The organism is Nonomuraea montanisoli, assembly GCF_013363975.1.
Taxonomy (GTDB): Bacteria; Actinomycetota; Actinomycetes; order Streptosporangiales; family Streptosporangiaceae; genus Nonomuraea; species Nonomuraea montanisoli.
In genome coordinates this window covers 115,970-141,047 of sequence record NZ_JABWGN010000021.1, presented here as the reverse complement: position 1 = coordinate 141,047, position 25,078 = coordinate 115,970, and the positions used below count along the sequence as shown (strand labels likewise).

23 protein-coding genes are annotated in these 25,078 nt (G+C 70.9%); 13 read left to right on the top strand and 10 right to left on the bottom strand.

The genetic code is table 11. The features are described from left to right. Window positions 1-20 precede the first annotated feature (20 nt). Window positions 21-1,430 (top strand): glycoside hydrolase family 16 protein, encoded by a 1,410-nt coding sequence (locus HTZ77_RS40235; protein WP_175595028.1) that lies wholly within the window; start codon window positions 21-23, stop codon window positions 1,428-1,430. A gap of 18 nt (window positions 1,431-1,448) precedes the next feature. Here the strand turns inward: HTZ77_RS40235 and HTZ77_RS48555 are convergent, their stop codons facing one another. Then, window positions 1,449-3,803: a GH1 family beta-glucosidase gene (locus HTZ77_RS48555; protein ID WP_175595027.1), complete on the bottom strand. Its 2,355-nt coding sequence runs from the start codon at window positions 3,801-3,803 to the stop codon at window positions 1,449-1,451. A 173-nt stretch (window positions 3,804-3,976) separates the two neighbouring features. Between HTZ77_RS48555 and HTZ77_RS40225 the strand changes: the two genes are divergently transcribed. The 3 genes from HTZ77_RS40225 to rocD all read left to right on the top strand — a co-directional run bounded on the left by HTZ77_RS40225 (window position 3,977) and on the right by rocD (window position 6,678). Further along, complete coding sequence (locus HTZ77_RS40225; RefSeq protein WP_328809056.1) at window positions 3,977-4,486, top strand: Lrp/AsnC family transcriptional regulator; 510 nt, start codon at window positions 3,977-3,979, stop codon at window positions 4,484-4,486. 184 nt (window positions 4,487-4,670) lie between these two features. Further along, window positions 4,671-5,468, top strand: a complete 798-nt coding sequence (gene ddaH, locus HTZ77_RS40220) for a dimethylargininase (protein WP_175595025.1) — start codon at window positions 4,671-4,673, stop codon at window positions 5,466-5,468. Window position 5,469: 1 nt separating this feature from the next. Further along, window positions 5,470-6,678 (top strand): ornithine--oxo-acid transaminase, encoded by a 1,209-nt coding sequence (gene rocD, locus HTZ77_RS40215; RefSeq protein ID WP_175595024.1) that lies wholly within the window; start codon window positions 5,470-5,472, stop codon window positions 6,676-6,678. A 231-nt stretch (window positions 6,679-6,909) separates the two neighbouring features. On the opposite strand, the gene HTZ77_RS40210 is transcribed toward rocD, so the two are convergent. Both HTZ77_RS40210 and HTZ77_RS40205 read right to left on the bottom strand, forming a co-directional pair. Beyond that, window positions 6,910-7,599 carry a class I SAM-dependent methyltransferase gene (locus HTZ77_RS40210; RefSeq protein WP_328809055.1) on the bottom strand — a complete coding sequence of 230 codons (690 nt, stop codon included), beginning with the start codon at window positions 7,597-7,599 and terminating at the stop codon, window positions 6,910-6,912. A gap of 48 nt (window positions 7,600-7,647) precedes the next feature. Continuing rightward, window positions 7,648-9,201 carry an alkaline phosphatase D family protein gene (locus HTZ77_RS40205; protein ID WP_175595022.1) on the bottom strand — a complete coding sequence of 518 codons (1,554 nt, stop codon included), beginning with the start codon at window positions 9,199-9,201 and terminating at the stop codon, window positions 7,648-7,650. Window positions 9,202-9,442: 241 nt separating this feature from the next. Here HTZ77_RS40205 and HTZ77_RS40200 point away from each other — a divergent pair, with 241 nt between their 5' ends. Next, window positions 9,443-10,750 (top strand): Glu/Leu/Phe/Val family dehydrogenase, encoded by a 1,308-nt coding sequence (locus HTZ77_RS40200; protein ID WP_175595021.1) that lies wholly within the window; start codon window positions 9,443-9,445, stop codon window positions 10,748-10,750. A gap of 1,037 nt (window positions 10,751-11,787) precedes the next feature. Here the strand turns inward: HTZ77_RS40200 and HTZ77_RS40195 are convergent. Together HTZ77_RS40195 and HTZ77_RS40190 are read right to left on the bottom strand one after the other, a co-directional pair. Further along, window positions 11,788-12,690, bottom strand: coding sequence for a Gfo/Idh/MocA family protein (locus HTZ77_RS40195; protein ID WP_175595020.1), 903 nt, complete (start codon window positions 12,688-12,690; stop codon window positions 11,788-11,790). Then, window positions 12,687-13,598 carry an NAD-dependent epimerase/dehydratase family protein gene (locus HTZ77_RS40190; RefSeq protein WP_175595019.1) on the bottom strand — a complete coding sequence of 304 codons (912 nt, stop codon included), beginning with the start codon at window positions 13,596-13,598 and terminating at the stop codon, window positions 12,687-12,689. Before HTZ77_RS40190 ends, HTZ77_RS40195 begins: the two co-directional genes overlap by 4 nt. A gap of 187 nt (window positions 13,599-13,785) precedes the next feature. On the opposite strand from HTZ77_RS40190, the gene HTZ77_RS40185 reads away from it, so the two are divergent. Continuing rightward, a complete protein-coding gene (locus HTZ77_RS40185; protein ID WP_328809054.1) occupies window positions 13,786-14,967 on the top strand; it encodes an RNA-guided endonuclease InsQ/TnpB family protein in 1,182 nt (393 codons plus the stop codon). Between the two features lie 38 nt (window positions 14,968-15,005). Here the strand turns inward: HTZ77_RS40185 and HTZ77_RS40180 are convergent, their stop codons facing one another. Further along, on the bottom strand, window positions 15,006-15,359 hold the full coding sequence (locus tag HTZ77_RS40180; RefSeq protein ID WP_175595017.1) for a YrdB family protein: 354 nt from the start codon (window positions 15,357-15,359) through the stop codon (window positions 15,006-15,008). Between the two features lie 114 nt (window positions 15,360-15,473). On the opposite strand from HTZ77_RS40180, the gene HTZ77_RS40175 reads away from it, so the two are divergent. Then, window positions 15,474-16,181 (top strand): TetR/AcrR family transcriptional regulator, encoded by a 708-nt coding sequence (locus HTZ77_RS40175; protein ID WP_175595016.1) that lies wholly within the window; start codon window positions 15,474-15,476, stop codon window positions 16,179-16,181. A gap of 260 nt (window positions 16,182-16,441) precedes the next feature. On the opposite strand, the gene HTZ77_RS40170 is transcribed toward HTZ77_RS40175, so the two are convergent. Next, window positions 16,442-16,930 carry an ATP-binding protein gene (locus HTZ77_RS40170; RefSeq protein WP_175595015.1) on the bottom strand — a complete coding sequence of 163 codons (489 nt, stop codon included), beginning with the start codon at window positions 16,928-16,930 and terminating at the stop codon, window positions 16,442-16,444. A gap of 136 nt (window positions 16,931-17,066) precedes the next feature. On the opposite strand from HTZ77_RS40170, the gene HTZ77_RS40165 reads away from it, so the two are divergent. Both HTZ77_RS40165 and HTZ77_RS40160 read left to right on the top strand, forming a co-directional pair. Next, a complete protein-coding gene (locus tag HTZ77_RS40165; protein WP_175595014.1) occupies window positions 17,067-17,894 on the top strand; it encodes a helix-turn-helix domain-containing protein in 828 nt (275 codons plus the stop codon). Continuing rightward, window positions 17,882-18,094 (top strand): DUF397 domain-containing protein, encoded by a 213-nt coding sequence (locus HTZ77_RS40160; RefSeq protein ID WP_175595013.1) that lies wholly within the window; start codon window positions 17,882-17,884, stop codon window positions 18,092-18,094. The genes HTZ77_RS40165 and HTZ77_RS40160 overlap by 13 nt, the downstream gene beginning before the upstream one ends. Window positions 18,095-18,141: 47 nt before the next feature. Here the strand turns inward: HTZ77_RS40160 and HTZ77_RS40155 are convergent, their stop codons facing one another. Then, window positions 18,142-18,441 (bottom strand): hypothetical protein, encoded by a 300-nt coding sequence (locus HTZ77_RS40155; protein WP_175595012.1) that lies wholly within the window; start codon window positions 18,439-18,441, stop codon window positions 18,142-18,144. A gap of 532 nt (window positions 18,442-18,973) precedes the next feature. On the opposite strand from HTZ77_RS40155, the gene HTZ77_RS40150 reads away from it, so the two are divergent. From HTZ77_RS40150 to HTZ77_RS40140, 3 genes are read left to right on the top strand one after another with little or no spacing between them, the layout of a single operon-like run. Beyond that, window positions 18,974-19,246 (top strand): hypothetical protein, encoded by a 273-nt coding sequence (locus tag HTZ77_RS40150; RefSeq protein ID WP_175595011.1) that lies wholly within the window; start codon window positions 18,974-18,976, stop codon window positions 19,244-19,246. Next, the gene (locus tag HTZ77_RS40145; protein ID WP_175595010.1) at window positions 19,243-21,447 is read left to right on the top strand and encodes a hypothetical protein; all 2,205 of its coding nucleotides are present in this window, start codon (window positions 19,243-19,245) and stop codon (window positions 21,445-21,447) included. The genes HTZ77_RS40150 and HTZ77_RS40145 overlap by 4 nt, the downstream gene beginning before the upstream one ends. 11 nt (window positions 21,448-21,458) lie before the next feature. Then, window positions 21,459-22,034, top strand: coding sequence for a hypothetical protein (locus tag HTZ77_RS40140; protein WP_175595009.1), 576 nt, complete (start codon window positions 21,459-21,461; stop codon window positions 22,032-22,034). Between the two features lie 109 nt (window positions 22,035-22,143). Here the strand turns inward: HTZ77_RS40140 and leuA are convergent, their stop codons facing one another. Continuing rightward, window positions 22,144-23,850, bottom strand: coding sequence for a 2-isopropylmalate synthase (leuA, locus tag HTZ77_RS40135; RefSeq protein WP_175595008.1), 1,707 nt, complete (start codon window positions 23,848-23,850; stop codon window positions 22,144-22,146). A gap of 175 nt (window positions 23,851-24,025) precedes the next feature. Further along, complete coding sequence (gene ddaH / locus HTZ77_RS40130; protein ID WP_175595007.1) at window positions 24,026-24,787, bottom strand: dimethylargininase; 762 nt, start codon at window positions 24,785-24,787, stop codon at window positions 24,026-24,028. A gap of 38 nt (window positions 24,788-24,825) precedes the next feature. Here ddaH (HTZ77_RS40130) and HTZ77_RS40125 point away from each other — a divergent pair, with 38 nt between their 5' ends. Then, on the top strand, window positions 24,826-25,071 hold the full coding sequence (locus HTZ77_RS40125; protein ID WP_175595006.1) for a DUF2630 family protein: 246 nt from the start codon (window positions 24,826-24,828) through the stop codon (window positions 25,069-25,071). Window positions 25,072-25,078 lie beyond the last annotated feature (7 nt).

Below are 25,078 nucleotides of genomic sequence, written 5' to 3'. Positions count from 1 at the left end.
CGCATCCCCCAGGAGCAACCATGACAACGCGCCTCCTTCCCGGCCGCCACCGGCGCCGCCTTTCCGCCCTCGCCGCGGCCCTGGTCACGCTCGCCGGCCTGCTCGTCCACGCGGCGGTCAGCGCCTCCGCCGCCGTCCCGCCCACCCCGTCCGGCTGGTCGCTCGTCTGGTCGGACGACTTCACCGGCCCCTCCGGCTCGGCCCCGTCGGCCGAGTGGATCGTCGACACCGGCCACGCCTACCCCGGCGGCCCCGGCAACTGGGGCACCGGCGAGATCCAGAACTACACCGGCAACCCCGCCAACCTCAGCCTCGACGGCTCCGGCAACCTGCGGATCACCCCGCAGCGCGCCTCGTCCGGCGAGTGGACCTCGGCCCGCGTCGAGACCCGCCGGGCCGACTTCAAGCCGGCCGACGGTCGGGTGCTGCGCATCGAGGGCCGCATCCAGATGCCGAACGTCACCGGTGACGCCGCCCTCGGCTACTGGCCGGCGTTCTGGGCGCTCGGCGCGCCGTACCGGGGCAACTACTGGAACTGGCCGGGCATCGGCGAGTTCGACTTCATGGAGAACGTCAACGGCATCAACTCCGTCTGGGGCGTCCTGCACTGCGGCGTCAACCCCGGCGGCCCCTGCCAGGAGACCAACGGGCTCGGCGCCAGCCGGGCCTGCCCCGGCTCCACCTGCCAGTCGGCCTTCCACACCTACCGCTTCGAGTGGGACCGCTCCGTCAGCCCCAACCAGCTCCGCTGGTACGTGGACGGCCAGCAGTTCCACAGCGTGAGCCAGGCCCAGCTCGACGCCGGCACCTGGAACGACATGACCGGCCACGCCGGCTACTTCCTGCTGCTCAACGTGGCCATGGGTGGCGCCTTCCCCAACGGCGTGGCCGGGTTCGGCACGCCCACCGCGGCCACCGTGCCCGGGCGGCCCATGCTGGTGGACTACGTGGCCGTGTGGCAGAGCGGCGGCGCCGGCCCCACGCCGACGCCGACCCCCACCGTGCCGCCCGGCGGGGTGGACGCCCGCTCCACCATCCAGGCCGAGGGCTACCAGGCCCAGTCGGGCACCATGGTCGAGGGCACGACCGACACCGGCGGCGGGCAGAACGTCGGCGGCGTCTCCAGCGGCGACTGGCTGCGCTTCGACGGGGTCGACTTCGGCTCCGAGGCGGCCCGGCAGGTCAAGGTGCGCGTGGCGTCCGGGGCGGCGGCCGGGGTGAGCGGCCTCGTCCAGGTGCGCCTGGACAGCCTGGGCGCGGCCCCGGTGGGCGACTTCGCGGTGGCCTCGACCGGCGGCTGGCAGAGCTGGCGCACCGTGCCGGCCAACATCGCTCCGGTCACGGGCCGGCACACGGTCTACCTGACCTTCAGCAGCGGCCAGCCGGCCGACTTCGTCAACGTCAACTGGTTCACCTTCTCCACCTCCTGACCGTCCCCCGGCCCGCCCTCAGGTCGAGTCGCGCACCACCAGGCGGGCCGGCAGCACCACGGGACCCGCGTGCCGGCCGTCCAGGCGGGACAGCATCAGCCGCGCCAGCGCGAGGGCCTGGTCCTCGACCGGCACGCGGACCGTGGTCAGGGCCGGCGTCGTGCAGGAGGCCGCGTCGATGTCGCCGAACCCGGCGATCGCGAGGTCCTCCGGCACCCGCCGCCCCAGGTCGCGGGCCGCGCGCAGCGCGCCGATCGCCAGGTCGTCGGAGGTGGCGAACAGCGCGTCCAGCTCCGGGTGGTCCGACAGGAGCCGCCCGGCCGCCGCCGCGCCCGACTCGCGGTCGAGCCCGGCCAGGGCGAGCAGCGGCCGCAGCCCCGCCTCGCGCAGGGCGTCGCGGTGCCCGGCGAGCCGGTCCTGCACGGCGACGAGGTCGGTCGGCCCGCAGACCATGCCGATGCGGCGGCGGCCCCGGCCCAGCAGGTGGGCGGTGGCCGCCGCCGCGCCGCCGGCGTCGTCCACGTCCACGTGCGGCACGAGCGAGGCCACGGCCGGCCGGCCGAGCAGCACGACGGGCACACCGGTGCGGGCCAGCCGCTCGGCCAGCGGGCCGTGGTCGTCGGGCGGCAGCAGCACGACCCCGTCGGCCTGGCGCGCCTCGACGTGCTGGATGACGCGGCGCCGGCTGTCGGCCGTATCGGCCAGCATGAGCGTGATCTGCTTGCCGGCCCCCTCCAGCATGCTGGTGACGTACCGGACGATGGCCGCGATCAGCGCGTCGCCGCCGTGGCGCGGCTCGGACAGCACCAGCGCCACCGTGTCGGTCCTGCGGGTGACGAGGCTGCGCGCGGCGGCGTTGGGGACGTAGCCGAGCTCGCGGACCGCGCGCAGCACCGCGTCGCGCGCCTCGGCGCTGACCGACGCCTCGCCGTTGACGACCCGCGAGACGGTGGCCCGGGAGACGCCGGCGCGGGCGGCGACGGTCTCCAGGGTGGGCCGCCGCGTCCGGCCGTCGGGCAGGCCGTTGCGGGCGATGACGTCGCGGTACCACAGGGCGCTGTCCTTCAGCCGCCTCCGCTGGGTCTCCAGGTCCACGTGGACCAGGCCGAACTTGCGCCGGTAGCCGTCGGCCCACTCGACGCAGTCGAGCAGCGACCACACGAGGTAGCCGCGGACCTTGGCCCCCTCCTCCAGGGCGACCCGCAGCGCGCGCAGGTGCTCCTCGATGAAGCTCGTCCGCTCGACGTCGTGGATGCCGTCGGCCGTCAGCACGTCGACGAAGTCCGCCCCGTTCTCGGTGATCATCATCTCGGTCTCGGGATACTCACGCGACAGGCGGCGCAGCAGCAGGGTCAGCCCGCTGGGCACGATGGGCCAGCCCATGGCCGTCACGGCGGTGGGCACGCTGCAGAACAGGACGTCCTCGCTGCCCGGGAAGGCGGGGTCGGCCGCCGCGCCCGGCCGGGCCTGCACGGCGGTCGGGGTGTAGTAGTTGACGCCCAGCAGGTCGATCGGCCGGCCGATGAGGTCCAGGTCGCCGTCGTGGACGTGCCCGAGCCCGGCCGTCCGTTCGACGAGCGCCAGCAGGTCGGCAGGGTAGCGCCCGCGCAGCACGGGCTCCAGGAACTGCCGGTTGTTCAGCGCGTCGATGCGCGCCACCGCCGCCGCGTCCTCCTCGGACGGCCGCGCGTCCAGGTCGCCGAGCTGGCCGGGGGTGAGCACGGGTGAGAGGTTGAGCACGATGCCGGCCCTGCCGACGCCCGCCGAGCGCAGCGCCTCCAGGCCGAGCCCGTGGGCGAGCAGCATGTGGTGCGCGGCGGTGAACGCCTCGGCCGCCGAGCGCCGGCCGGGCGCGTGGACGCCGGCGCCGTACCCGAGGAAGGCCGCCACCCACGGCTCGTTGATCGTGAACCAGGTGCCGACGCGGTCGCCGAGGCGGTCGTGGACGGCCCGGGCGTAGTCGGCGAAGCGGTGGGCGGTGTCGCGGGAGGTCCAGCCGCCCTCGTCCTCCAGCGCCTGGGGCAGGTCCCAGTGGTAGAGGGTGGCGTACGGGGCGATGCCGGCGGCCAGCAGCTCGTCCACCAGCCGGTCGTAGAAGTCCAGCCCGGGGCCGTTGACGCGGCCCCGGCCCGTCGGCATGACGCGCGGCCAGCTCACCGAGAACCGGTAGGCGGCCATGCCCAGGTCCTTCATCAGCCGGACGTCGTCACCGTGGCGCCGGTAGTGGTCGCAGGCCGGATCGCCGTTGCGCCCGCCGGGGAAGACGTCCCAGATCGACGGGCCGCGCCCGTCCTCGGTGGTCGCCCCCTCGATCTGGTAGGCGGACGTGGACACTCCCCACACGAACCCTTCGGGGAAGCGCGTTGTGCTCATCGATGGACAACCCTCCGGCGGCGTACGCGGACGCGGCTGACGGCGTCGCGCGGCGCCTAGTCTGCCGCATGTCCCGTCATGTCGCGCGACGCGCCGAAGCTCCGTCATCGCGCGCGGCGCGCCGACACCCGGCCGCGTCGCGCCGTGACGGGGCGAGGCGGTATACAGGGCCCGTGGAACTGGACCGGCTGGATCGCGCCATCATCGCCGCCCTCGTGGAGGACGCCCGGCAGACCTACGCGGAGATCGGGCACCACGTCGGGCTGAGCGCGTCCGCCGTCAAGCGCCGCGTCGACCGGCTGCGCGATACCGGCGTCATCACGGGCTTCAGCGCCCGGGTCGCGCCGCGCGCGCTGGGCTGGACCACCGAGGCGTACGTCGAGCTGTTCTGCCAGGGCAAGACCAAGCCCTCCGACATCGCGCTCGCGGTCGCGAAGTTCCCCGAGGTGGTGGCGGCGGCCACGATCACCGGCGAGGCCGACGCGCTGGTGCACATCCGCGCCACGGACGTGCGTCACGTGGAGCGGGTCATCGAGCGGATCGCGGCCCAGGCGTTCGTGGTGCGCACCAAGAGCTCGATCGTGCTGTCGCGCCTGGTGGACGAGCCTCCGGGGGCCTCCCTGGACGAGGTCGCGGGGGCCGGGCAGGTGCGGGAGACGCCGCCCGAGGCCGCCCTGCGCTAGCCCGCACGACGGCCCCGTCCGGGGGCCGCGCAACGGATCGCGCGTCGAGGCCCGATACTCGCAACAGACCCGCGCGAACACGCCATTCGTATTGCTTGGCCTGCATAAACATCCATTCTTAGGCTGTGCTCGTCCCCCGCGCCCGGGGCTCACACACCCCTGTACGACCTCTACGGAGACCTGCATGCCCAAGCACTTCCTCATGTGCCGTCCCGAGCACTTCGCGGTTGAGTACGCCATCAACCCGTGGATGCATCCGGAGGCGGGCGCCGACCGCGACGTCGCGATCCGGCAGTGGGAAGGACTCAAGTCCACCTACGAGAGCCTCGGGCACCAGGTCAGCCTCATCGACCCCGTCGAGGGCCTGCCCGACATGGTGTTCGCGGCCAACGGCGCCCTCGTCGTGGACGGCCGGGTGTACGGCGCCCGCTTCGCCTTCCCCGAGCGCGGCCCGGAGGGCCCGGCGTACCTGCGCTGGTTCGCCGAGCGCGGGTACCCTGTGCTGGAGCCGGAGCACGTCAACGAGGGTGAGGGCGACTTCCTGACCTTGGACGAGGTCGTGCTGGCCGGCACCGGGTTCCGCACGAACGTCGTCGCCCACCTGGAGGCCCAGGAGTTCGTCGGCCGCCCGGTGGTGTCGCTCACGCTGGTGGATCCCCGTTTCTACCACCTCGACACGGCGCTGTTCCCGCTCGACGGCCGCAACGTCTGCTACTACCCCGACGCCTTCTCCGAGGGCAGCCGGCGGGTGCTGGCCCGGATGTTCCCGGACGCGGTGCTCGCGAGCGCGGCGGACGCGGAGGTGCTCGGGCTCAACGCCGTCAGCGACGGCACCCACGTGGTCATCAACTACGAGGCCGCGGATCTGCAGCTCGAACTGAAGCGGCGGGGCTACGAGCCGATCCCCGTCGACCTGTCCGAGCTGCGCAAGGCGGGCGGCGGCCCGAAGTGCTGCACACTGGAGATCAGGGGGGACAACTAGGATGACCAGCAGCTCAGAGCTGATCGGCGTGATCGAGCGCCGGAGCGCGCACAACTACCACCCGCTGCCCGTGGTGATCCGCGAGGCGCAGGGCGCGTGGGTGACCGACGTCGACGGCAGGCGTTTCCTCGACTGCCTGGCCGGCTACTCGTCGCTCAACTTCGGCCACGGCAACGAGAAGATCGTCGAGGCGGCGCAGCGGCAGCTCGCCCGGCTCACGCTGACCAGCCGCGCGTTCTACCACGACCAGTTCGCCGAGTTCTGCTCCGGGCTCGGCGACCTCACCGGCAAGGACATGATCCTGCCGATGAACACCGGCGCCGAGGCCGTCGAGACCGCGATCAAGGTGGCCCGCAAGTGGGGCTACGAGGTCAAGGGCGTCGAGCCGGACCAGGCCACCATCATCGTGATGGAGGACAACTTCCACGGCCGCACCACCACGATCGTCAGCTTCTCCACCGACCCCGACGCGCGTGGCGGCTTCGGCCCGTACACGCCGGGCTTCAAGATCGTGAAGTACGGATCGGTCGAGGCGGTGCGCGAGGCGATCGACGCCAACACGGTCGCGGTGCTGGTCGAGCCGATCCAGGGCGAGGCCGGGGTGCTGGTGCCGCCGGACGGCTACCTCACGCAGCTGCGCGAGCTGTGCACGGCCGAGAACATCCTCATGATCGCCGACGAGATCCAGTCGGGTCTCGGGCGCACCGGCCGGACCTTCGCCTGCGAGCACGAGGGCGTCGTCCCGGACATGTACGTGCTGGGCAAGGCGCTCGGCGGCGGCGTGGTCCCGGTGTCGGCCGTCGCCGCGAACGAGGACGTGCTCGGCGTGATCAAGCCGGGGCAGCACGGGTCCACCTTCGGCGGCAACCCGCTGGCCTGCGCCGTGGGCAACGCCGTGATCGAGATCCTGCGCACCGGCGAGTTCCAGGAGCGCGCCGCCCGCCTCGGCGAGGTGCTGCACGCGCGGCTGCGCGAGCTGGTCGGCGAGGGCGTGGTCACCGTGCGCGGGCGCGGCCTGTGGGCGGGCGTCGACATCGACCCGTCGCTGGCCACCGGCCGCCAGGTGTCGGAGGCGCTCATGGCGCGTGGCGTGCTGGCCAAGGACACGCACGGCTCCACGATCCGGCTCGCCCCGCCGATCGTGATCTCGGAGGAGGACCTCCTCTGGGCGGTCGAGCAGCTCGCCGACGCGATCGCCTCGTTCCGCTGAGCTGACGGGCTCCGTGCGGCCCGCGCCGCCGCACGGCGCCCGCACCGGACCGGACGTGCGGCCCCGCCGCGAACCCTCGCCTGTGGCGGGGCCGCGCGTCCGTCAGAAACGCGGCCCTTCGCCGCACGTCCGTCAGATACGCGGCCCTTCGCCGCACGTCCGCCAAGAAGGCGGCCCTTCATCACGCGTCCGCCCGGTACGCCGCCCTTGGCCGCGCGTCCGCGCTCCGCGCTAGCCCGCCCGGCGCCAGGCCTGCATGCCGTCGGGGGCGTCGTCCGGGACGAACCCGGCCGCCTCCAGCTCCGCCCGCAGCCGGGCCGTGGAGGGCCGGTGGGTCTCGCCCAGCACCTCGTCCTCGCTGATCAGGGTCCCGTTCCGGGTGATCTGGTAGAGGTGGCGGTAGCGTGATTTCTCGCCGGAGACCTCCAGCACCTGGCCCAGCACCTGGTAGGTGTGCCGGCCCACCTGGTAGGAGCCCATGGGCTCCAGCTCCCCGGGCTCGCCCTGGGGCCGCTCCCGGTGGTTGAACAGCAGCAGCCCGCCGGGTTCGAGCAGGCCGGCCAGCACGGGCCAGAGCCGCTCGCGCTCCGCCGGGTCGAAGCCGTACAGAACCGAGATCATGACGATGGCCTCGGCGGGCTCGTCGAGGTCCACGTCGTGCGCGCCGCACGGCAGGACGGTCACCCGCTCCAGCAGGGCCGGGTCCTCGGCCAGGCGGGAGAGCAGCACGGAGCGCATGGCGAGCGCCGGCTCGACCGCGAAGATCTCCGCGGGGGTCGCCTGAGCGATGACCCGGGTGATCAGGCCGGTGCCGGCGCCGATCTCCAGCACGCTCCGCTGGACGCCCTTGAGCAGCGGCGGGAGGAGTTCGCGGATCTCGGGCACGTGCCCGTCCTCGTGCCACAGATCGTAAAAGGGCACGGCAACAGCATATTGGTCATTACTCACGAAGATGAACGATAACCGTTTTCACTTTATTTGTACAGACGCGATCTCTTTGATGGTGTTGCCCGATGACTGGTACCAGGTGGCGCGGTCGGGGAAGGTGAGGGTGGCCAGCGCGTTCTGGAACCACGGCCCGTCGGTCACCCGCCACCGGAACGGCGGCCTCGGGATGCGGGCCGAGCGCGCCAGCCAGCCGCCGACCAGGGTCGCGACGCCGAACTGGGTGATCACGTTGGCCCAGCGCAGCAGCGGGCTGAGCGGGTTGCGGATCGGCGAGCAGACGATCTGGTGGATGTCGCCGGCGCTCGCCTTGGCCACGTAGGAGTAGTGGACGTCGCCCGACAGGACCAGCGTCGGCTTGCCCACGCGCACCAGCAGCCGCGCCAGGTCGTCGAACGAGCGGCGGAACGCGGCCCAGTGCTCCAGGTCCACGGCCTGCCGGAACTTCTCCGACAGCCGCGCCGCCACGCGGCCCCACTTGCCGTCGCACAGGGCCTCGTTCCAGTTCTGGACCGAGTGGACGCCCTCGGGCAGCAGGAACGGGATCGAGGAGCCGATGACCAGCCGATCGGCCGGCTTGCCGACCTCGTCGACCAGCCACTGCCACTCCACCGGGTCGAGCATGCGGCGGTCGCCGGGGGTGAGCTGCCGGGCGCACCTCGTGTCGATCATGATCAGGCGGGTGTGGCCGAGATCGCGCGCGTAGCTCCAGCGGGTGCTCGACGTGTCGGCGTCGGCCTTGTCGGCGAAGGCGTCGAGCGCGCCGCCGCCGTCGCCCGCGCCCTCGCGCAGGGTGCGCAGCAGCGGCTCGGCCTCCCGCTCGGCCGGCGACAGGTTGCCGAGGTGCTGGTAGATCCAGTACGCGCCCAGCCCGGAGATCACCCGGCGCCGCCACCAGGTCGTCGCGGCCATCTGCTCGCGCCAGGTGTGGGAGGTGTTCCAGTCGTCGCGCAGGTCGTGGTCGTCGAAGATCATCGCCGTGGGCACGGTCGACAGCAGCCAGCGGATCTCGGGGTCGCTCCACGCCCGCCGGTACAGCTCGGCGTACTCCTCGTAGTCGGCGATCTCGCCGCGCGGCTCGTCGTCGCGGCGGGCGCGGATGAACTCCAGCATCTCGGGCGAGGGACTGTCGGCGTAGACCTGGTCGCCGATCAGCAGCAACAGGTCGGGCCACTCGTCGTCGTCCGCCGTCATGAGATGGCCGCCGTAGGCGCGCAGCACGTCCTCGCCGTGCGTCAGGACGTGGGCGGGGTCGTGGGGCACGCTCGTCCGGCAGGAGCCGAACGCCATCCGGCGCGGCCCCTCGGCCGGCAGCAGCCGGATACGGCTCGGGGGCCGCCCCTCCTCCGGCCACACCCGGTCGCCGTCCAGCTCGACCGCGTACCCGTCGACGTCCGCCGTTAAGCCGGACAGGTCGACGATCGCGTAATGGTGGCCGTGCACCGTGAAGGTGCGCGCGTCGTGGACGCGCCCGTCCGCGACCACGGAGACCGAGCACGGCTGGTCGGTCTCCACCCAGATCGAGGCGCTGGACGCGTCCACGTAACGCAGCATCGGCCCGAGCACCAGTGCGGGCATCACAACCCCCCGATTCGACAACAAGGCACATTCCCGTACCCAAGGCTGCCAGAGTGGCACCTACGCCACGCATGCAGCTAGGGGTTGGATCGATGAATGCAGCACCGTTTGGCCACGACTCTGAAAAAACCCAGTCGAGCCGAAACGGGCCGCTATAGGATCATCGCGACACCTACCCCCAAAGAGACAGGCAATGGCGCCTGCCTTCGCGTGGGGGTACACACCAGGAGGCACTCCTTCCATGACCGTCATGGTGCCGTCAATGACGCCGGCGCTCGCGAGACCGGCCTCGATCCCGTCCGACCTCACGACCCCGGGCCTGCAGGCCCTCGACTCCGCTCTCCGGCAGCTCCACCACGCGGCCGAGCACCTCGGCCTCGACGACGGGCTGCGCACGATGCTCGCCACGCCGCGCCGCTCCCTGACCGTCTCGGTCCCCCTGCGGCGTGAGAACGGCCAGATGGACGTCGTCCAGGGCTTCCGCGTGCAGCACAACATCTCGCGCGGCCCCGCCAAGGGCGGCATCCGCTTCCACCCGGCCACGGACATCCACGAGGTCACCGCCCTCGCGATGTGGATGACCTGGAAGTGCGCCCTCGTGGGCATCCCGTACGGCGGCGCCAAGGGCGGCGTGGCCGTGGACCCGACGGCCCTCACCTCCCGCGAGCTGGAGCGGCTGACCCGCCGCTACGTCAACGAGATCCTGCCGCTGATCGGCCCGGAGAAGGACATCCCGGCCCCCGACGTCGGCACCGACGAGCAGACCATGGCCTGGATCATGGACACCTACAGCGTCAACACCGGCTACTCGGTGCCCGGGGTGGTCACCGGCAAGCCGATGACGCTGGGCGGCTCGCTCGGCCGGGCCGGCGCCACCTCGCGCGGCGTGCAGATCGCGGCCCTGGCCGCACTGGGCCGCTCGCCCGAGGGCGTGACGGTCGCCGTGCAGGGCTTCGGCAAGGTCGGCGCGCTGGCCGCGCAGTACCTCTCCGACGCAGGCTGCGTGGTCGTCGCCGTCTCCGACGCCTCGGGCGCCGTCCACGCGCCGGGCGGGCTCGACGTGGCCGCGCTGCGCGTCCACGCCGAGGAGTCGGGCGGCGTGCTCGGCTACCCCCACGCCGACGCCATGGCCCACGACGACCTGCTGGAGCTGGACGTCGACATGCTGGTCCCGGCGGCGCTGGAGAACGTCATCACCGCCGCCAACGCGCCCCGCGTCCGCGCCCGCCTCGTCGTGGAGGGCGCCAACGGGCCCACCACGCCCGAGGCCGACGAGATCCTCGCCGACGCCGGCACGACGGTCGTCCCGGACATCCTGGCCAACGCGGGCGGGGTGATCGTGTCGTACCTGGAGTGGGTGCAGAACATGCAGGCGTACTCGTGGAGCGCCGGCGAGGTCGAACTGAAGCTGCGCGACCTCATGGAGGGCGCGTACGGCGAGGTGCGCTCGCTGGCCGGCGAGCGGGGCCTGTCCCTGCGGCAGGCGGCGCACGTCATCGGCGTGGACCGGGTCGCCGAGGCGCACCGGGTGCGCGGCCTGTACCCCTGAGCCAGCCCGCCCGGCGCAGCACCTAGGTTGGGTAAACCTCGCCGATCATGAGGTGTCGCAGGTCAGGGCATTGATCATCGGGGATCTAAGGTGGGGGACGTGCTCAGGTCGGTGCTGTCCCTCACCCTGCCCCTCGCCCTCTTCCACCCGTCCCTCGTGCCCGGCACGCAGGTCGAGGCGCAGCGGTCCGTTCCGCAACGGTCCGTTCCGCAACGCCAGGTCCTGACGCCGGGGGGCGACCGGCTGGGGTACGCGCCCGTCGCCCCGCCCTACACCGGGGAGCGGCGGCTGGCGGGGCTGGTGCTGGCCCGCGACCCGGTCGCGGGCCGCACCGTGCTGTGCGGAGGCGCGGTGATCAGGTCGCGCAGCCGGAGCCTGGTGCTCACGGCCGCCCACTGCCTGTACGACCAGGGCAGGAGGCTGCGGGAGGTGTCGTTCCTGCCCGGCTTCCAGGGCGGCCGGCCGCCGCTCGGGGTGTGGCGGGCGGTGCGGACGTGGGTGCCGGAGCGGTGGCGCACCGGGGCGGGCACGACGGACCAGCTCCCGTACGACGTCGGCCTGATCGGCGTGGCCGGCCGTGGCCTGGCGCTGGAGGACGTGACCGGGCGCGGGCTGCGGACGCAGCCCACGCGGCACGGCACCTCGCTGCGCGGGCTGGAGCTGCTCGGCTATCCGGCGGGCCGGAGGTACCCGGGCACGGACCTGTACCACTGCCTGGGCGACGCCGCCGAGGGCGCGGCCCGGGGGCCCGGGGTGCTGGTGACGCGCAACTGCCACGCGCCCGACGGCGGCAGCGGCGGCCCCGCGCTGCACGACGGGGCGGTGGCGGGCGTCGTCTCCTCCTCCAGCCCGCTGCACGACCCGCGCGGTTTCACCGTGCTCACGCGGCTCGGCGGCCGGGCGTTCCGGCGGATGCTCGACGAGTCGGACCGGTGGATGGCCGACGAGTCGGACCGGTGGATGGCCGACGAGTCGGACCGGTGGATGGCCGAGCGGTGGACGGGCGGCCGGCCCTCCGTCGCGGCGTGGGCCGTGGATCAGGGATTGCCGTGTCTCATCGCGTGCCGCACGATGTCCTCGCAGATGGCGTGGGTGACGAGCGCGTCGTCGGCCGTGAGCAGGCGCCCGTCCCGCACGGCGTCGAGGAACTCCAGGCACGCCTGCTCGATGCCGCGCTGCCGGGCGACCGGCACCCAGTCGGGCCGCCGTACCAGCGTCTCGCCGGGTGTGTAGTCGAGCACGTCGCCGAGGTTGACCACCCGCCGCTTGACGCCGCCGCCCATGACCTCGCAGCTCTCCTCGGCGGCGCCGCTGACCCGGCACATGGACCCGATCGCGGTGAACCCGTCGCCGGTCAGCTCCAGCACGAGGTGCTCGGCCAGGCCGCCGACGACGCGGGTGCGGATCGCGGTGCCGGTGACCTCGCCGGGGACGAGGAAGCGCAGCGTGTCGACCACGTGGATGAAGTCGTCGAACACCGTCGGCCGGGGGTCGTCCGCCTGGCCGGCGCGGTTCTTCTGCATGAGGACGAGGTGGCGGGGCAGCGCCGCGAGGCCCACGTAGCCGGGGGCGTACCTGCGGTTGAAGCCGACCATGAGCGAGCGGCGCTGGGCGTGGGCCAGCCGTACGAGGTGCTCGGAGTCGGCCAGGTTGTCGGCGAGCGGCTTGTCCACGTAGACGTGGACGCCGGCCTTGAGCAGGGGTTCGACCAGCTCGCGGTGCGCGGCCGTGGCGGCGTGGACGAACGCGGCCTCGACGCCCGCCTCGATCACCTCCCCGACGGAGGTGAACCGGCCCGCGACCCGGTAGGTGTCGCCGAGCCGGTCCAGGGTTCGCCGGTCGCGGGTGCAGAGGTGGAGGTCGATTCCGGGCTGGGCGGCCAGGACGGGCAGGTACGCCTTCTCGGCGATGTCGCCCAGGCCGATCACGGCTGTCTTCATCCGGCGAGCGTAGCCCGCAGCGCCTCGTCCGTCGGCGTGGGGCGCACGCCGAACGTGGCCTGGAACGCCGAGGAGTCGAGCACGAACGGGTCGACGAACTGGTAGCGGATGTGCCGCATCTCCCCCGCCATGGGCGAGAACAGCCCGGCCGCGCGCACCAGCGGCCACGGCAGCGTGCTCATCCTCGGCGCCGGACGACCCAGGATCGCCGCCATCCGCTCGCCGATCTGCCGGAAGGTGAGCGGCTCGGCGGTGGGCACGTGCCACGGCCGCCCCCACGCCCGCTCGTCGGCGCCCGCCACGACCAGCGCGTCGGCGACGTCCGGCAGGTACGTCCAGCTATGCGGCACGTCGGCGGGCCAGACCAGCGAGACGGTCTTGCCGGCGCGCAGCGGGGCGAGGAACCGGTCACCCAGGTAGGACTGGTCGGAGGCGCCGGGCCCGAAGTAGTCGGAGCCGCGCACCTCGGTCACCCGGACGCGGCCCGCCTCGTGCGCGGCCAGGGCGTCGGTCCACATCCGGGCGCGCACCCGGGCCTTGGGGCTGGTGGAGGCGAGCGGCAGGTCCTCGGTCATCGGGCCGTCGACGGGGCCGTAGGCGTAGAGGTTGCCGAGCATGACGTACACGGCGCCGGTGGCCTCGGCGGCGGCCAGGAAGGAGGCGGCCATCGGCGGCCAGTCGGTGAGCCAGCGGTGGTAGAGCGGGTTGACGCAGTTGTAGAGGACGTCGGCGCCCTTGGCGATCTCGGTGAGCCGGGCCTGGTCGGTGACGTCGGCCGCCACTCTGGTGGCGCCCTCGGGGCCGGAGCCGGAGCGGGTGACGACGGTGACGTCGTGGCCCTGGGCGATGAGCTTGGCGGCCAGGTGGCCGCCGACCTGGCCGGAGCCGACGACGATGTGCTTGCCCATCAGAACCTCCCCAGGGGACCGGCGGCTTCAGCCGTCGGGGGAATCGGGAGCCGGCGAGCCGCCAAGCTTCGAGTGTGCCCTGACCTGCCAGATCTGCGCTTCATGGATGTCCCTTTCGAGTTTGCCGGTGCCGGACCGGCGCCTACCGATATCGTGATCGTGTCGTTACGGAACGTGGGAGGTGGGCGTGCGCAGGTCGTTCAGGTTCCTGCTGCGTCCCACCGCCAAGCAGGCCATCGCACTCACGCAGTGCCTGGAAGACCACCGGCAGCTGTACAACGCCGCGTTGGAGCACCGCCGCACCGCCTACCGTAAGGCCGGTGTCACGATCGCCTACAACCAGCAGTCGGCGGAGCTGAAGGAGATCCGCAGGGCGGACCCCTACGGACAGGGCCGCTGGTCGGCGGGCTCCCAGCAGCAGACGTTGCGCCGCCTGGACAGGGCGTTCGCGGCGTTCTTCCGCAGGGTGAAGGCGGGGCAGAAGGCCGGGTACCCGCGTTTCAGGGGCCGGCGCCGGTTCGACAGCGTGCAGTGGCCTGCGGTCAAGAACGGGGCGGCGTGGGACTCCCAGCCGCATGATCCGGTGACGCGCGTCTACCTGCTCGGCATCGGGCATGTGCGGGTCCATCAGCACCGGCGTGTGTCCGGCACGGTCAAGACGATCAGTGTGAAGCGGGAAGGCGCCCGGTGGTTCGTCGTGCTGTCGTGCGATGACGTGCCCGCAGAGCCGCTGCCCGCGACGGGCGCTGCGGCCGGGATCGACATGGGCGTCGCGTCGCTGGTCACCACCAGCGACGGCGGGCACCTCGACAACCAGCGCCACCTGACCGCCTGCGCCGACCGGCTGGCGGCGGCTCAACGCGATCTGGCCCGCAGGAAGCGCGGGTCCAGGCGGCGCCGCGAGGCCGTCGCCCGCGTCGCCGCGCTGCACGCCAGGGTGCGGCGGCAGCGCCTGGACGGCGCGCACAAGGCCGCGCTGGCGCTGGTGCGCGCCTATGACGTGATCGCGCATGAGGACCTGCGGATCACCAACATGACCCGCTCGGCGTCCGGCACGGTCGAAGCCCCCGGCCGCAACGTTGCCCAGAAAGCCGGGCTGAACCGCAGCATCCTGGACGCGGGTTGGGGGGTGTTCCTGACGATCCTCGCAGGCAAGGCTGAAAGCGCCGGTCGAGAGCTGATCGCAGTCGATCCCCGCAACACCTCCCGCACCTGCTCGCGATGCGGGCACTGCGCGAAGGGGAATCGCGTCACCCAAGCCGAGTTCCGATGCCAGCGGTGCGGGCATGCCGCGCATGCCGACGTCAACGCCGCCAAGAACATCCTCAGGGCAGGGCTTGCCCTTCGCGAGGCTGCGCAAGCGGCTTAGCGAGAAGCCGCTCCCTGCAGGGAGCGGAGGAGTCACGATCAGACCTGCTTCCAGAGGATGCGGAGGATGGCGTTGACGACGAAGACGAGGACGAAGACGGCGGCCGGGACCGCCCGGCCCGCAGCGTAGAGGAAGAAGGCGCCGCCGCCGAACCAGACGATCTCCAGGATCGCCCGGGCGATCCCGGTGAGCGGGATCGTGGCGTTGGCGCCGCCGCCCGCGCCGAACAACGCCCACACGGCGATGAACACGGCCGGGCCGCCCAGGCCGGCGAGCAGCTTGATCGCCCAGTTGGGGCTCACCGTGAAGCCCCAGTAGGCCACGGAGGCGAGCACGCCCATCTCCAGGACGAACATCAGCACCGCGTTGGCGCCCTTGAGGGTGGTGAGCATCTCGACCTCCGGTGACTTCCCGTTCGCTTACGAGAGCAATGCTCTCTCATGTGAGCGGCAGTCGTCAAGAGCGGTGCTCTCGTTTTCTGTCGCCGCTCTGGTAGCGTGCTGGACATGACAGCCAGCCGAACCGCGAGAGAACGCGTCCGCGCCGAGCTGACGAGGGAGATCGTGGAGATCGCCCGCAGGCAGCTCGCCACCGAGGGAGCCGGCGGCCTGTCCCTGCGCGCCGTGGCGCGCGAGATGGGGATGGTGTCCTCGGCGATCTACCGCTACTTCCCGAGCCGCGACGACCTGCTCACCACGTTGATCATCGACGGCTACAACGCGCTCGGCGAGGCCGTGGAGCGCGCCGACGCCGCCGTCCCCGCGGACGACTTCCCGGGCCGGTGGGCCGCGGTGTGCCACGCCGTGCGCGACTGGGCGCTCGCCCACCCCCACGAGTACGCGCTGCTGTACGGCTCGCCGGTGCCGGGCTATCAGGCGCCGCAGGACACGATCGGGCCGAGGGTGCGCGACCTGACGGTGTTCGGCGGGATCCTGTCCGCCGCCCAGCGGGCCGGGGCGCTCGCGCCGCCCACCGGACCCGTCGAGGTCGATCCGGCGCTCGCGGACGAGGCGGAGGCGAGCCTCGCCGCCCTCATGCCCGACGTGCCCGGCGACGCGCTGCTGCGCGCCCTGTCGGCGTGGACGTCGTTGTACGGGTGGGTGAGCTTCGAGGTGTTCGGCCAGTTCAAGGGCGCCTTCGCGGACTTGCGGCCGGCGTTCGACCACTCGGTGAAGGCGCTGGGCACGATGATCGGGCTCACCCCGTCCGGCTGATCACCCAGGCACGACCCTTCCCGGCAAGCCTGGAGCCCAAGCGCCCGGGACTGACCCCGCGAGTCGGTACGGCCTGCCAAGTGAGGATGCCGTCCCAAGGAGATGGCCCCCGATGAGGGCGGGGAAGATGGGAGCGTTCATCGGGGGCCGCGCCCGGCCTGGAACTACGGGGGAAGATCCCGGCCGAACGTTGCGGCGGCGGCTCCTCCCCTCTCCAGGAGGGAAGACGGAACCGCCCAGCTCTTACCGACCATGGACGTTCAGCCAGGGCCGAGCCCGCCGGCCGACCCGGAGACCGGTTCGAGTGTGGACAGGTCAGGAGAAGGAGAGGCGGCCCGAATGGCGCACCAGACGGTGCGGCCGAGCACACGACCATGCTCCCGGACTCCCCAGTCCTGGGAGATCTTGCTGACGATCAGTAGCCCACGGCCATCCTCCGCCTGCGGCTCCCGCCGGACGTGGGGCCCGGAGAACGCGGAACCGGGGTCGCGCACCTCCACGTAGACCAGCTCATCCGTCCCGGTGACGGTCAGGCCGACGAAGTCGTACGGCCTGGCGTCGGAGTGCCGGAGCGCGTTCGTCAGGAGTTCGGACGCCGCCAGCACGGCGTCGTCGACAGCGGGGTGGTCGTCTCCGAGCCATCTGCGTACTTCGGAACGGGCATGAGAGACGGACTCGCGAATGCCCACCAGCTGAATCGAACCGATGACCCTCTGCTCCACGCTTGGCACTTTCATGGTTTCACCCACTCGAAGAAGTCAGCCTCGATCGGCCTTCCCACCATCCCAAGCGTTGACTACATTAAGTAGTCGATCGACTTCTTAAGGTCATCAACTGCTTCAGTGAAAGCTTCGTTGAAACAGCGGCGATCCCCCGGGAGGTCAGGTGCCGAAGGAAAGCGAACTGTGTCCCGCCGACTCACCCACCGCGCTTTTCGGCTTCGAGCTGCGGCGACACCGCAAGGCGCGAGGCTGGTCCCAGATCCGTCTGTCGAAGGCGGTGTCCTACTCCGTCGGCACGATCAGCATGATCGAGACAGCCAGGCGATCACCGACAGAGGAGTTCGCCCGCCACTGTGACGAGGCATTGGAGGCAGAAGGAGCGCTGATGCGACTCTGGCCGATGGTCAGCCACGCATCGGCTCCGCCGTGGTTCCGGCCCTGGCTCGACGTCGAAGCCACAGCGGAGGCCATCCGAACCTGGGAACCACTGGTGGTCCCCGGCCTCCTCCAGACCGAGGACTACGCACGTGCCGTGCTGAGCGGCGATGTCTGCGCGACATCCGAGCAGATCGAGACCTATGTGGCCGCCCGGATGGAGCGCCAGAGCATTCTCAGGCGCTCCAAGCCTCCTTTGCTCTGGATCGTGATCGACGAGTCCGTGCTGCATCGCCCGATCGGCAGCCCCGCTGTCATGTCCGCACAACTCACCCGCCTCCTCGAAGCGGGCCTAGCGCCCCGGATCACGATCCAGATCCTCCCCCTCAGCGCCTACTCCACGACCGGTCTTGCTGGCGGATTCGCCATCGCACAAGCTCATGGAGTCTTCGACACGGCGTATGTCGAGTCCGCTGGAATCATGAGCCGAGTAACAGAGCGTCCAGAGGACGTCAGCGTCTTAACATACAGATATGAGGGGATTCGTTCCGAAGCGTTGCCCCAGCGCGAATCCCGGGAACTGATCAAGGAGACATTGCAGCGATGGACGAGTTGATCCGAGAACTCGACACAGCCATGTGGCGTAAGTCCACCCGATCGGGACCCGACGGCGGCAACTGCGTTGAGGTCGCCGAGCTCTCCGGCGGACGCCGAGGCGTTCGCGACAGCAAGAACCCCACCGGCCCCGCGCTGATCTTCACTTCCAGCGAATGGGACGCCTTCATCGACGGCGCGAAGAATGGCGAGTTCGACTAGTCAGACTCCCACTCGTGTGGCCGGCCCGCCGGCCACCCTCCCCCACCTCAGGAGTCGCTCGGGATGCCGACGACCTCGACGATCACCCCGCGGTCCCGCCGGAGCGTGTTCGCGAGCATGACGAGCGCAACCTGAGCGAAGGGGTAGAGCGAGTCCGGCGTCAGCTCCTTCCTTGAGGCGGACGGCCAGCACGACCGCGCCCGGGACGAAGTCCTCCGGCCGCTCAGCTCTGCCACCTTCGCGCTGAACTTCGCCCGGGCATCCGGCTCGCTGTACAACGTCCGCGTCAAGATCAGCGCCTCCAATGCCATCGCCACGCGGCCGACTGTCGCGCCGAGCTCGGCCACGTCCCGCCATGCGCTCCGGCAGTACCACGAAGTGCTGAGTCTGGTTCGCGAGGAGAGCGACATCTCCCAGAATCGCCATCGAGGTCCGGCACAGCATCGGAAGGCTCCTTGCCAGCGAAGGTGATGTCACAGCGGCACGCGAGGTACTGAGCCTGCTGTTCGACGACCTCAGCGTCCGGTACGGACCACACCACGAAGAAACACATGCTCGGCATGGGCCTGGGAACCACAGAGGCCGGATGTGTCGGTCGGCATGCGCCCTCAGGCGGCGATACCTTCAAGTCACTTTTGGTTTCATGCAGGAGGTACGCACGAAACTAAAACTGAGTTGTAGTTTCCCCGCCACACACGCCGGTAAGGCCCGCAGGACCGGCCTGCCGCACGCGCGTCCGCGATCCCCCAAATGGGCAAAACCACTCATTCCCGACAAAAGCCGAACGCGCTATGCCTTTCACCGAGGTTTAGCTTGCTCTGTTGATGTGATGTTGATTAGCTTCTGAAGGCCGGGGATGCCGCCTCCCTGATCTGGTTCATGAGCAGCGAGCCGTACGAGGGGATCATCGTGGCTGATCTCGATCGCCGGGCGATGCAGGCCGTCGCGGAGCGGATCCAGCGGCTGTCGGACGAGCACTGGTGGGCGCTCGACCCGTCCTGCCGTCTGATGGAGAACGACGCGTGGGTGGGGCCGACGGGCGCCCGGTTCGACGCCCAGGTCCACGCCGACCAGCGGGAGCTGCGCGCCATGCTCACGCAGGCTGTCCACAGCGCGAACCAGAAACTGGCCGCGCTTCCGGACCGGCCATGACGGAGTTCACCGGGGTCAAGCAGCCTGAGTTCGACACGATGGCAGGCAAGCACACGGAGGCGGCCGGGCGGCTGGAGGAGCTGGCGCGAGCGCTGTACGGCGAGCTTCAGCGCGCCGGGCTCGACACCTCTCCGGCGGCGCGGCTGCGGCAGCTCGCCGGACGAATCACCGCGCAAGCCGACGATCTGCGGCGCCGACAGCGACTGGTTCACGAACTCCAGCGGCAGAAAGTGACCTTCGGCAGGAGCACGCCGGCCGGCAGCTTCCTGGAGATGCCCGACGGTCTGGAAGCGGCAAGGGGGCTGCTGGACGGGACGCTGGCGGCACGCGCCGCGCTGAGCGCCGCCGACGGGGACGCCACGGCGCCTGCGAGACTCAAGAGTTACGCGTCGCGGGTCGGAGACGCGGAGTTCGTCAAGGCATTCCTGGCCACGCTCGGCGCTGGAGGCGTGACGCGGCTACCCGGCTCGCTGGCCGTCGGCTTGCGCGATGCCCGCTCCCACGGCGACTCCGACCGCGTGACCCGGCTCTCCAAGTCGGGGCAGGATACCTTGCGCATGCTGGCCGCGGCCCTTGCCATGGGGACCGATCCGAGGAGTCGCGCGTACATGGGCGACGCCTTCCTCAAGGACCTGGTGAAGGAGGGCCGGGCCGAACACAAGGCGGGCGACACGACGTACACGGGCTACCAGGCCCAGGCGCTCATCTGGCGCGCCCACGACGGCAGGACGCCGTTCTCGAAGGAGTTCATGGAGGTCGTCGGGCGGGACGTGATCGTCTACGAGCACGACCGGCGCAAGGATGCGTGGGCGGCGAGCCAGCAGCCGATCTTCAGTGCCATCGGAGCCCAGGTCCCCCTACTGGACCTGGCCGGCTCCCTCGGCCTCGGCACCCTCCTCAGACCCGGACCGCAGATCGGCGGTCCGGGGGCCGGCCCCAGGTCGTCGATGGTGGAGGATCTGTTCCACGCGGCCAAGTCCGGCCGGGAGGCGTCGCACGCCCTGCTGGCCCACACACCGGCCGGATGGAAGGAGTCCGTGCTGGACTACCTCTTGACGACCCGGTGGGGGGCCTCCCGGTATCTGGACGACTACCAGCCGATCAGCGACATGCTGGTGACGGCGACGACCGGCCGGGACGACACCTCCAGGAAGCTGGCCGCCGAGATGACGAAGATCCTCGCCGACGGCGTCCGCGGCGCCCTCGGCCGGGATGACACCGGCAACCTGAAGATGACGGACAGGGACACGTTCGACCGCTACGCGTCCCTGCGGTACCCACTCGGCCGGGCAATCGCGGCCAATATCGACGAGCTGTCCCGGCTGCTCCTGAACCATGCGACCTTCGACAAGGTCACGCCCCAGGACATGTCGTACGCGCTGGCCCTGGCCGCCTCGGACGACGCTGCATTCGAGGCGGTGGTGAAGGCCCAGACCGAGCACATGCGCGCAGCTCTTGGCACTGTGCCACCGGTCGGTTTAAGCGTTTCCAACGCCGAGCGGCTCGGCTTCAAGGCCTCCGACGTCAAGGAGTTCGACTTCAACGAGGACGGGCGGATCGACAAGAGCGACACCAAGCAGTTCTTGACAGACCGAATTGTGGCCGAGGCACGACCCTTCAGTCACATCGTGGAGATCCGTCGACAGGTGCTGATAGCACAGGGGTTGAACGACAAGAAGGCGGACGAGGCGCTCAAGACCATGGTGGGCGACGCGATCGGGCTGCTCCCGGTGCCGGGGGCCAGACGCGTGGGCGAGCTGGCCACCGGGGCTTTCGGCGACCTGATCAGCTCGGGGTACGACAAGCTGGCGGGGGCCGCCTACGACCAGATCGCCGAGCAGGTGGCCCAGCGGATGGCGGAGCACGGGAAGGGGCTGGACGAAACGTACCGGACGCTGGCGGACAACCGACTGGCGGTGGAGAGGTTGGCGGAGCAGATGCTCGCCACGGCCATGCTGGACAAGGGCCTATTTGACCGGCGCGATATGCAGAATCGGATGTTCACGACCGGGACTCCGCCGACGATCAAACCCTTCGCCGAAATGAACCCGCAGGAGTACAGCGACTTCCTCAACTGGGCTCGGAGCAAGGGAGGGACCAACGATCAACTTGACCGGTTCAAGCAGACGTTCCATGACACCGCAGACGTGGACAGCTATCTCGGCCTGGAGGTTCCTTCCACTTCGAAGGGTGGGACATGAGGATCCGGTGCTTGCTGACTGTGCTCGCTGCCATCATGATCTGCGCTGCGGCATGCACCCAGGAAAAGGTGCCTCCCCCGTCTGCTTCGAGCAACACGGACGTGATCAGAGACTCCCCACCCTATCTCTGCACGTTCGTACCCGAGTATGCCTTGCGGCTGGCCAGCGGAGTGACCGGGCCTCTCACCGAACGAGCGGGTGGCACCAAGACAGACGGTGAATGCCGAACGCCTGATGCCGACCCCAACCCACTGAGCGTCGCCTGGTCTCAGGAGCTCGGGGGCCGGACGGAGAAAGACCTCGACTACATCCTGAACGATAAGCAGAAGGTCTTCGGCAGGCATGGGGGAATAGCTCTCCCTGTTGACCTTGGTGAGGGAATGGCGGTGCACTTGCCGTACGGGCTATTCACTGGCCAGCCGTATGAGGTGGTCGCAAAGTTCCCATGCGGTGGAAAGAAGCGCCTGCTCTCCCTCTCCTTCGCTCAGTTCGCCAAGGGCAGGGACGCGATCAAAGACATGACGGAGCTTATGCGCATAGCCCAGAAACGCTACGGCGCCCTCCACCACTGCACCCCCGGCACCTGAACCCCGCTGAAACGACTCGACCGCGCCTCCCCCGGGGTCGCGGGGAGCGCGGTCGAGTGACTCCGGGCCCGGCAGGTCGTGCCGGGGCCCGGAAGCAGGGCCCGCCGGGTCAGCGGGACGCGCGGTTGACGGCCGAGATGACGGCCTTGAGGGCGGCGGTGGTGGTGCTGGCGTCGATGCCGACGCCCCACAGCACCTGCCCGTCCACCTCGCACTCCACGTACGAGGCAGCCTTGGCGTCGGAGCCGGCGCTGAGCGCGTGCTCCACGTAGTCGAGGACGCGCACCCGGACGCCGATGCGCGCGATGGCGTCGATGAACGCCGAGATGGGGCCGTTGCCGGAGCCCGCGACCTCCCGGATCTCGCCGTCGACCCGCACGTCGGCGCTGATGCGGTCGACGTCGTCGGCCACCGACTCGTGGCGGTGGGCCATCAGGCCGAGGCGGCCCCAGCGGTTGGCCGGGTTGGGCAGGTACTCGTCCTGGAAGACCTCGAACATGGCGGCCGGGCTGATCTCGCCGCCCACGGTGTCGGTGCGGGCCTGCACGACCTTGGAGAACTCGATCTGCAGCCGGCGCGGCAGGTCGAGCTGGTGGTCGGCCTTCATGATGTAGGCCACGCCGCCCTTGCCGGACTGGCTGTTGACCCGGATGACCGCCTCGTAGGTGCGGCCGATGTCCTTGGGGTCGATCGGCAGGTACGGCACCGCCCAGGTGTACGCGTCGACGGGCACGCCCGCCTCCCGCGCGTCCTTCTCCAGGTGGTCGAAGCCCTTCTTGATGGCGTCCTGGTGGGAGCCGGAGAAGGCGGTGTAGACCAGCTCTCCGCCCCACGGGTGGCGCGGGTGGACGGGCAGCTGGTTGCAGTACTCGGTGATGCGGCGGATCTCGTCGATGTCGCTGAAGTCGAGCTCGGGGTCGACGCCCTGGGAGAACAGGTTCATGCCCAGCGTGACCAGGCAGACGTTGCCGGTGCGCTCGCCGTTGCCGAACAGGCACCCTTCGATGCGGTCGGCGCCGGCCATGTAGCCCAGCTCGGCGGCGGCCACGGCGCTGCCCCGGTCGTTGTGCGGGTGCAGCGACAGCACGATCGAGTCGCGGTGGCGCAGGTTGCGGTGCATCCACTCGATCTGGTCGGCGTAGACGTTGGGCGTGGCCATCTCGACGGTGGCGGGCAGGTTGATGATGACCTTGCGGTCGGGGGTGGGCTGCCACACGTCGTTGACGGCGTCGCACACCTCGACCGCGTACTCCAGCTCGGTGCCGGTGAACGACTCCGGGGAGTACTGGAAGTACACGTCGACGTCGGTGGCGTCGGCGAGCTTCTTGACCAGCTTGGCGCCCTCGACGGCGATCGCGGTGATGCCGTCCTTGTCCTGGCCGAAGACGACCCGGCGCTGCAGGGTGGAGGTGGAGTTGTACAGGTGGACGATGGCCTGCCTGGCGCCCTCGATCGACTCGAAGGTGCGCTCGATGAGCTCCGGCCGGGCCTGCGTCAGGACCTGGATGACGACGTCGTCGGGGATGCGCCCCTCGTCGATGATCTTGCGGATGAAGTCGAAGTCGGTCTGGCTGGCGGCCGGGAAGCCGACCTCGATCTCCTTGAAGCCCATGCGCACGAGCAGCTCGAACATCTGCAGCTTGCGGTGGGAGTCCATCGGGTCGATGAGCGCCTGGTTGCCGTCGCGCAGGTCGACCGCGCACCAGCGCGGGGCCTTGGTGATCACCTGGTCGGGCCACGTGCGGTCGGTCAGGCGTACCGGCTCGAACGGCTGGTAGCGATGGAACGGCATGGGACTGGGCTGCTGAGCGGTCATGGCGGGCTCTCCTCGTCGGTCGATGGCGAACGGCCGACGCGCATGACTCGCCCCGCGGCGAGGGAGCCGGCCTAGAGGCCCCCGCCGCGGCGGCTAAGAAGGAGTCCGCGCAGCATGTCTTGCACGCTACCAGACGTCTCGCCGTGCACCGTCCCGCATCTCGGATGCTGAGATGTCATGGAACGAGGACGGACAGGCAGGTGACGCAGCCCTCCAGTTTCTCGAACTCCGAGATGTCCACGGTCGTCACGTCGAGCCCGCGCCGGACCAGCAGGTCGGCGGTACGGGGCGCGGAGGCCGCCATGAGGACGCGGTCGCCGCCGAGGAGGACGACGTGGGCGCCGGACTCCTCCTCGGGCTCCAGCAGGCCGGCAGGTTCGCCGAGGCCGGCGAGGTCGAGGCGGGCGGGGTCGCCGATGAGGGTGCCGTCGGGCAGCGCGGTGACGGCGGACTTGAGGTGCAGCACGCCGTCGAGGTCCACCGGCTGTATCTGCCGTTCGGGCAGCAGCGCGGCGAGCTGGGCGATGCCCTCGTCGTTGGTCCGCGCCGAGCGGCCGACGTAGACGGCGCGGCCCACCTGGAGGACGTCGCCGCCGTCCAGCGTGCCGGGGCGGGTGACGCGCACGGCGCTGATGCCGAGTCCCCGCACCGCCTCCTCCACCGCGGCCACCTCCGGCCGCCGCTCGGGGGCGCCCGGGCGGGTCAGCACGGCCAGCCGCCCGCAGACCACGACGGTGTCCTCGACGAACGGCGCGTCGGGCAGGTCGTCGGCCGGTTCGACGTGGACCGGCGTCCAGCCCGCGCCGGCCAGGGCGGCCACGTACGCCTCGTGCTGGACGAGGGCGCGCTCGGGGTCGACGGGCTCGCGCTCGATGTGGGTGACGATCCCCTCGGCGATCCGGGGGCCGGGCTTCCTTACCAGCGCGATACCAGACATAGGGCGCTTTCTATCACGTACTCAGTAGAGTCTCCGACATGCGTGACGACGAGATTCTGACCCGGATCAGCGCCCTCGTGACCGAGGAGCACGAGCTGCGCGGCAAACTGTCGGCGGGCGAGGTCACCTCCGAGGAGGAGAACGCCCGCGTCAAGGAGCTGGAGACCGCCCTCGACCAGTGCTGGGACCTGTTGAGGCAGCGCCGCGCCCGCCGCGGCGCCGGCGAGGACCCGGACGCCGCCAGCGCCCGCCCGGCCTCGGAGGTCGAGGGCTACCGCCAGTAGGAAGACC

What these genes read in the sequence shown, in the direction of transcription:
- HTZ77_RS40235 (WP_175595028.1), top strand. Translation starts at nt 21, where the DNA reads ATGACAACGCGCCTCCTTCCCGGCCGCCACCGGCGCCGCCTTTCCGCC.
- HTZ77_RS48555 (WP_175595027.1), bottom strand. Translation starts at nt 3,803, where the DNA reads ATGAGCACAACGCGCTTCCCCGAAGGGTTCGTGTGGGGAGTGTCCACG.
- ddaH (WP_175595025.1), top strand. Translation starts at nt 4,671, where the DNA reads ATGCCCAAGCACTTCCTCATGTGCCGTCCCGAGCACTTCGCGGTTGAG.
- rocD (WP_175595024.1), top strand. Translation starts at nt 5,470, where the DNA reads ATGACCAGCAGCTCAGAGCTGATCGGCGTGATCGAGCGCCGGAGCGCG.
- HTZ77_RS40205 (WP_175595022.1), bottom strand. Translation starts at nt 9,201, where the DNA reads ATGCCCGCACTGGTGCTCGGGCCGATGCTGCGTTACGTGGACGCGTCC.
- HTZ77_RS40200 (WP_175595021.1), top strand. Translation starts at nt 9,443, where the DNA reads ATGACCGTCATGGTGCCGTCAATGACGCCGGCGCTCGCGAGACCGGCC.
- HTZ77_RS40195 (WP_175595020.1), bottom strand. Translation starts at nt 12,690, where the DNA reads ATGAAGACAGCCGTGATCGGCCTGGGCGACATCGCCGAGAAGGCGTAC.
- HTZ77_RS40190 (WP_175595019.1), bottom strand. Translation starts at nt 13,598, where the DNA reads ATGGGCAAGCACATCGTCGTCGGCTCCGGCCAGGTCGGCGGCCACCTG.
- HTZ77_RS40180 (WP_175595017.1), bottom strand. Translation starts at nt 15,359, where the DNA reads ATGCTCACCACCCTCAAGGGCGCCAACGCGGTGCTGATGTTCGTCCTG.
- HTZ77_RS40175 (WP_175595016.1), top strand. Translation starts at nt 15,474, where the DNA reads ATGACAGCCAGCCGAACCGCGAGAGAACGCGTCCGCGCCGAGCTGACG.
- HTZ77_RS40160 (WP_175595013.1), top strand. Translation starts at nt 17,882, where the DNA reads ATGGACGAGTTGATCCGAGAACTCGACACAGCCATGTGGCGTAAGTCC.
- HTZ77_RS40150 (WP_175595011.1), top strand. Translation starts at nt 18,974, where the DNA reads ATGAGCAGCGAGCCGTACGAGGGGATCATCGTGGCTGATCTCGATCGC.
- HTZ77_RS40145 (WP_175595010.1), top strand. Translation starts at nt 19,243, where the DNA reads ATGACGGAGTTCACCGGGGTCAAGCAGCCTGAGTTCGACACGATGGCA.
- leuA (WP_175595008.1), bottom strand. Translation starts at nt 23,850, where the DNA reads ATGACCGCTCAGCAGCCCAGTCCCATGCCGTTCCATCGCTACCAGCCG.
- ddaH (WP_175595007.1), bottom strand. Translation starts at nt 24,787, where the DNA reads ATGTCTGGTATCGCGCTGGTAAGGAAGCCCGGCCCCCGGATCGCCGAG.
- HTZ77_RS40125 (WP_175595006.1), top strand. Translation starts at nt 24,826, where the DNA reads ATGCGTGACGACGAGATTCTGACCCGGATCAGCGCCCTCGTGACCGAG.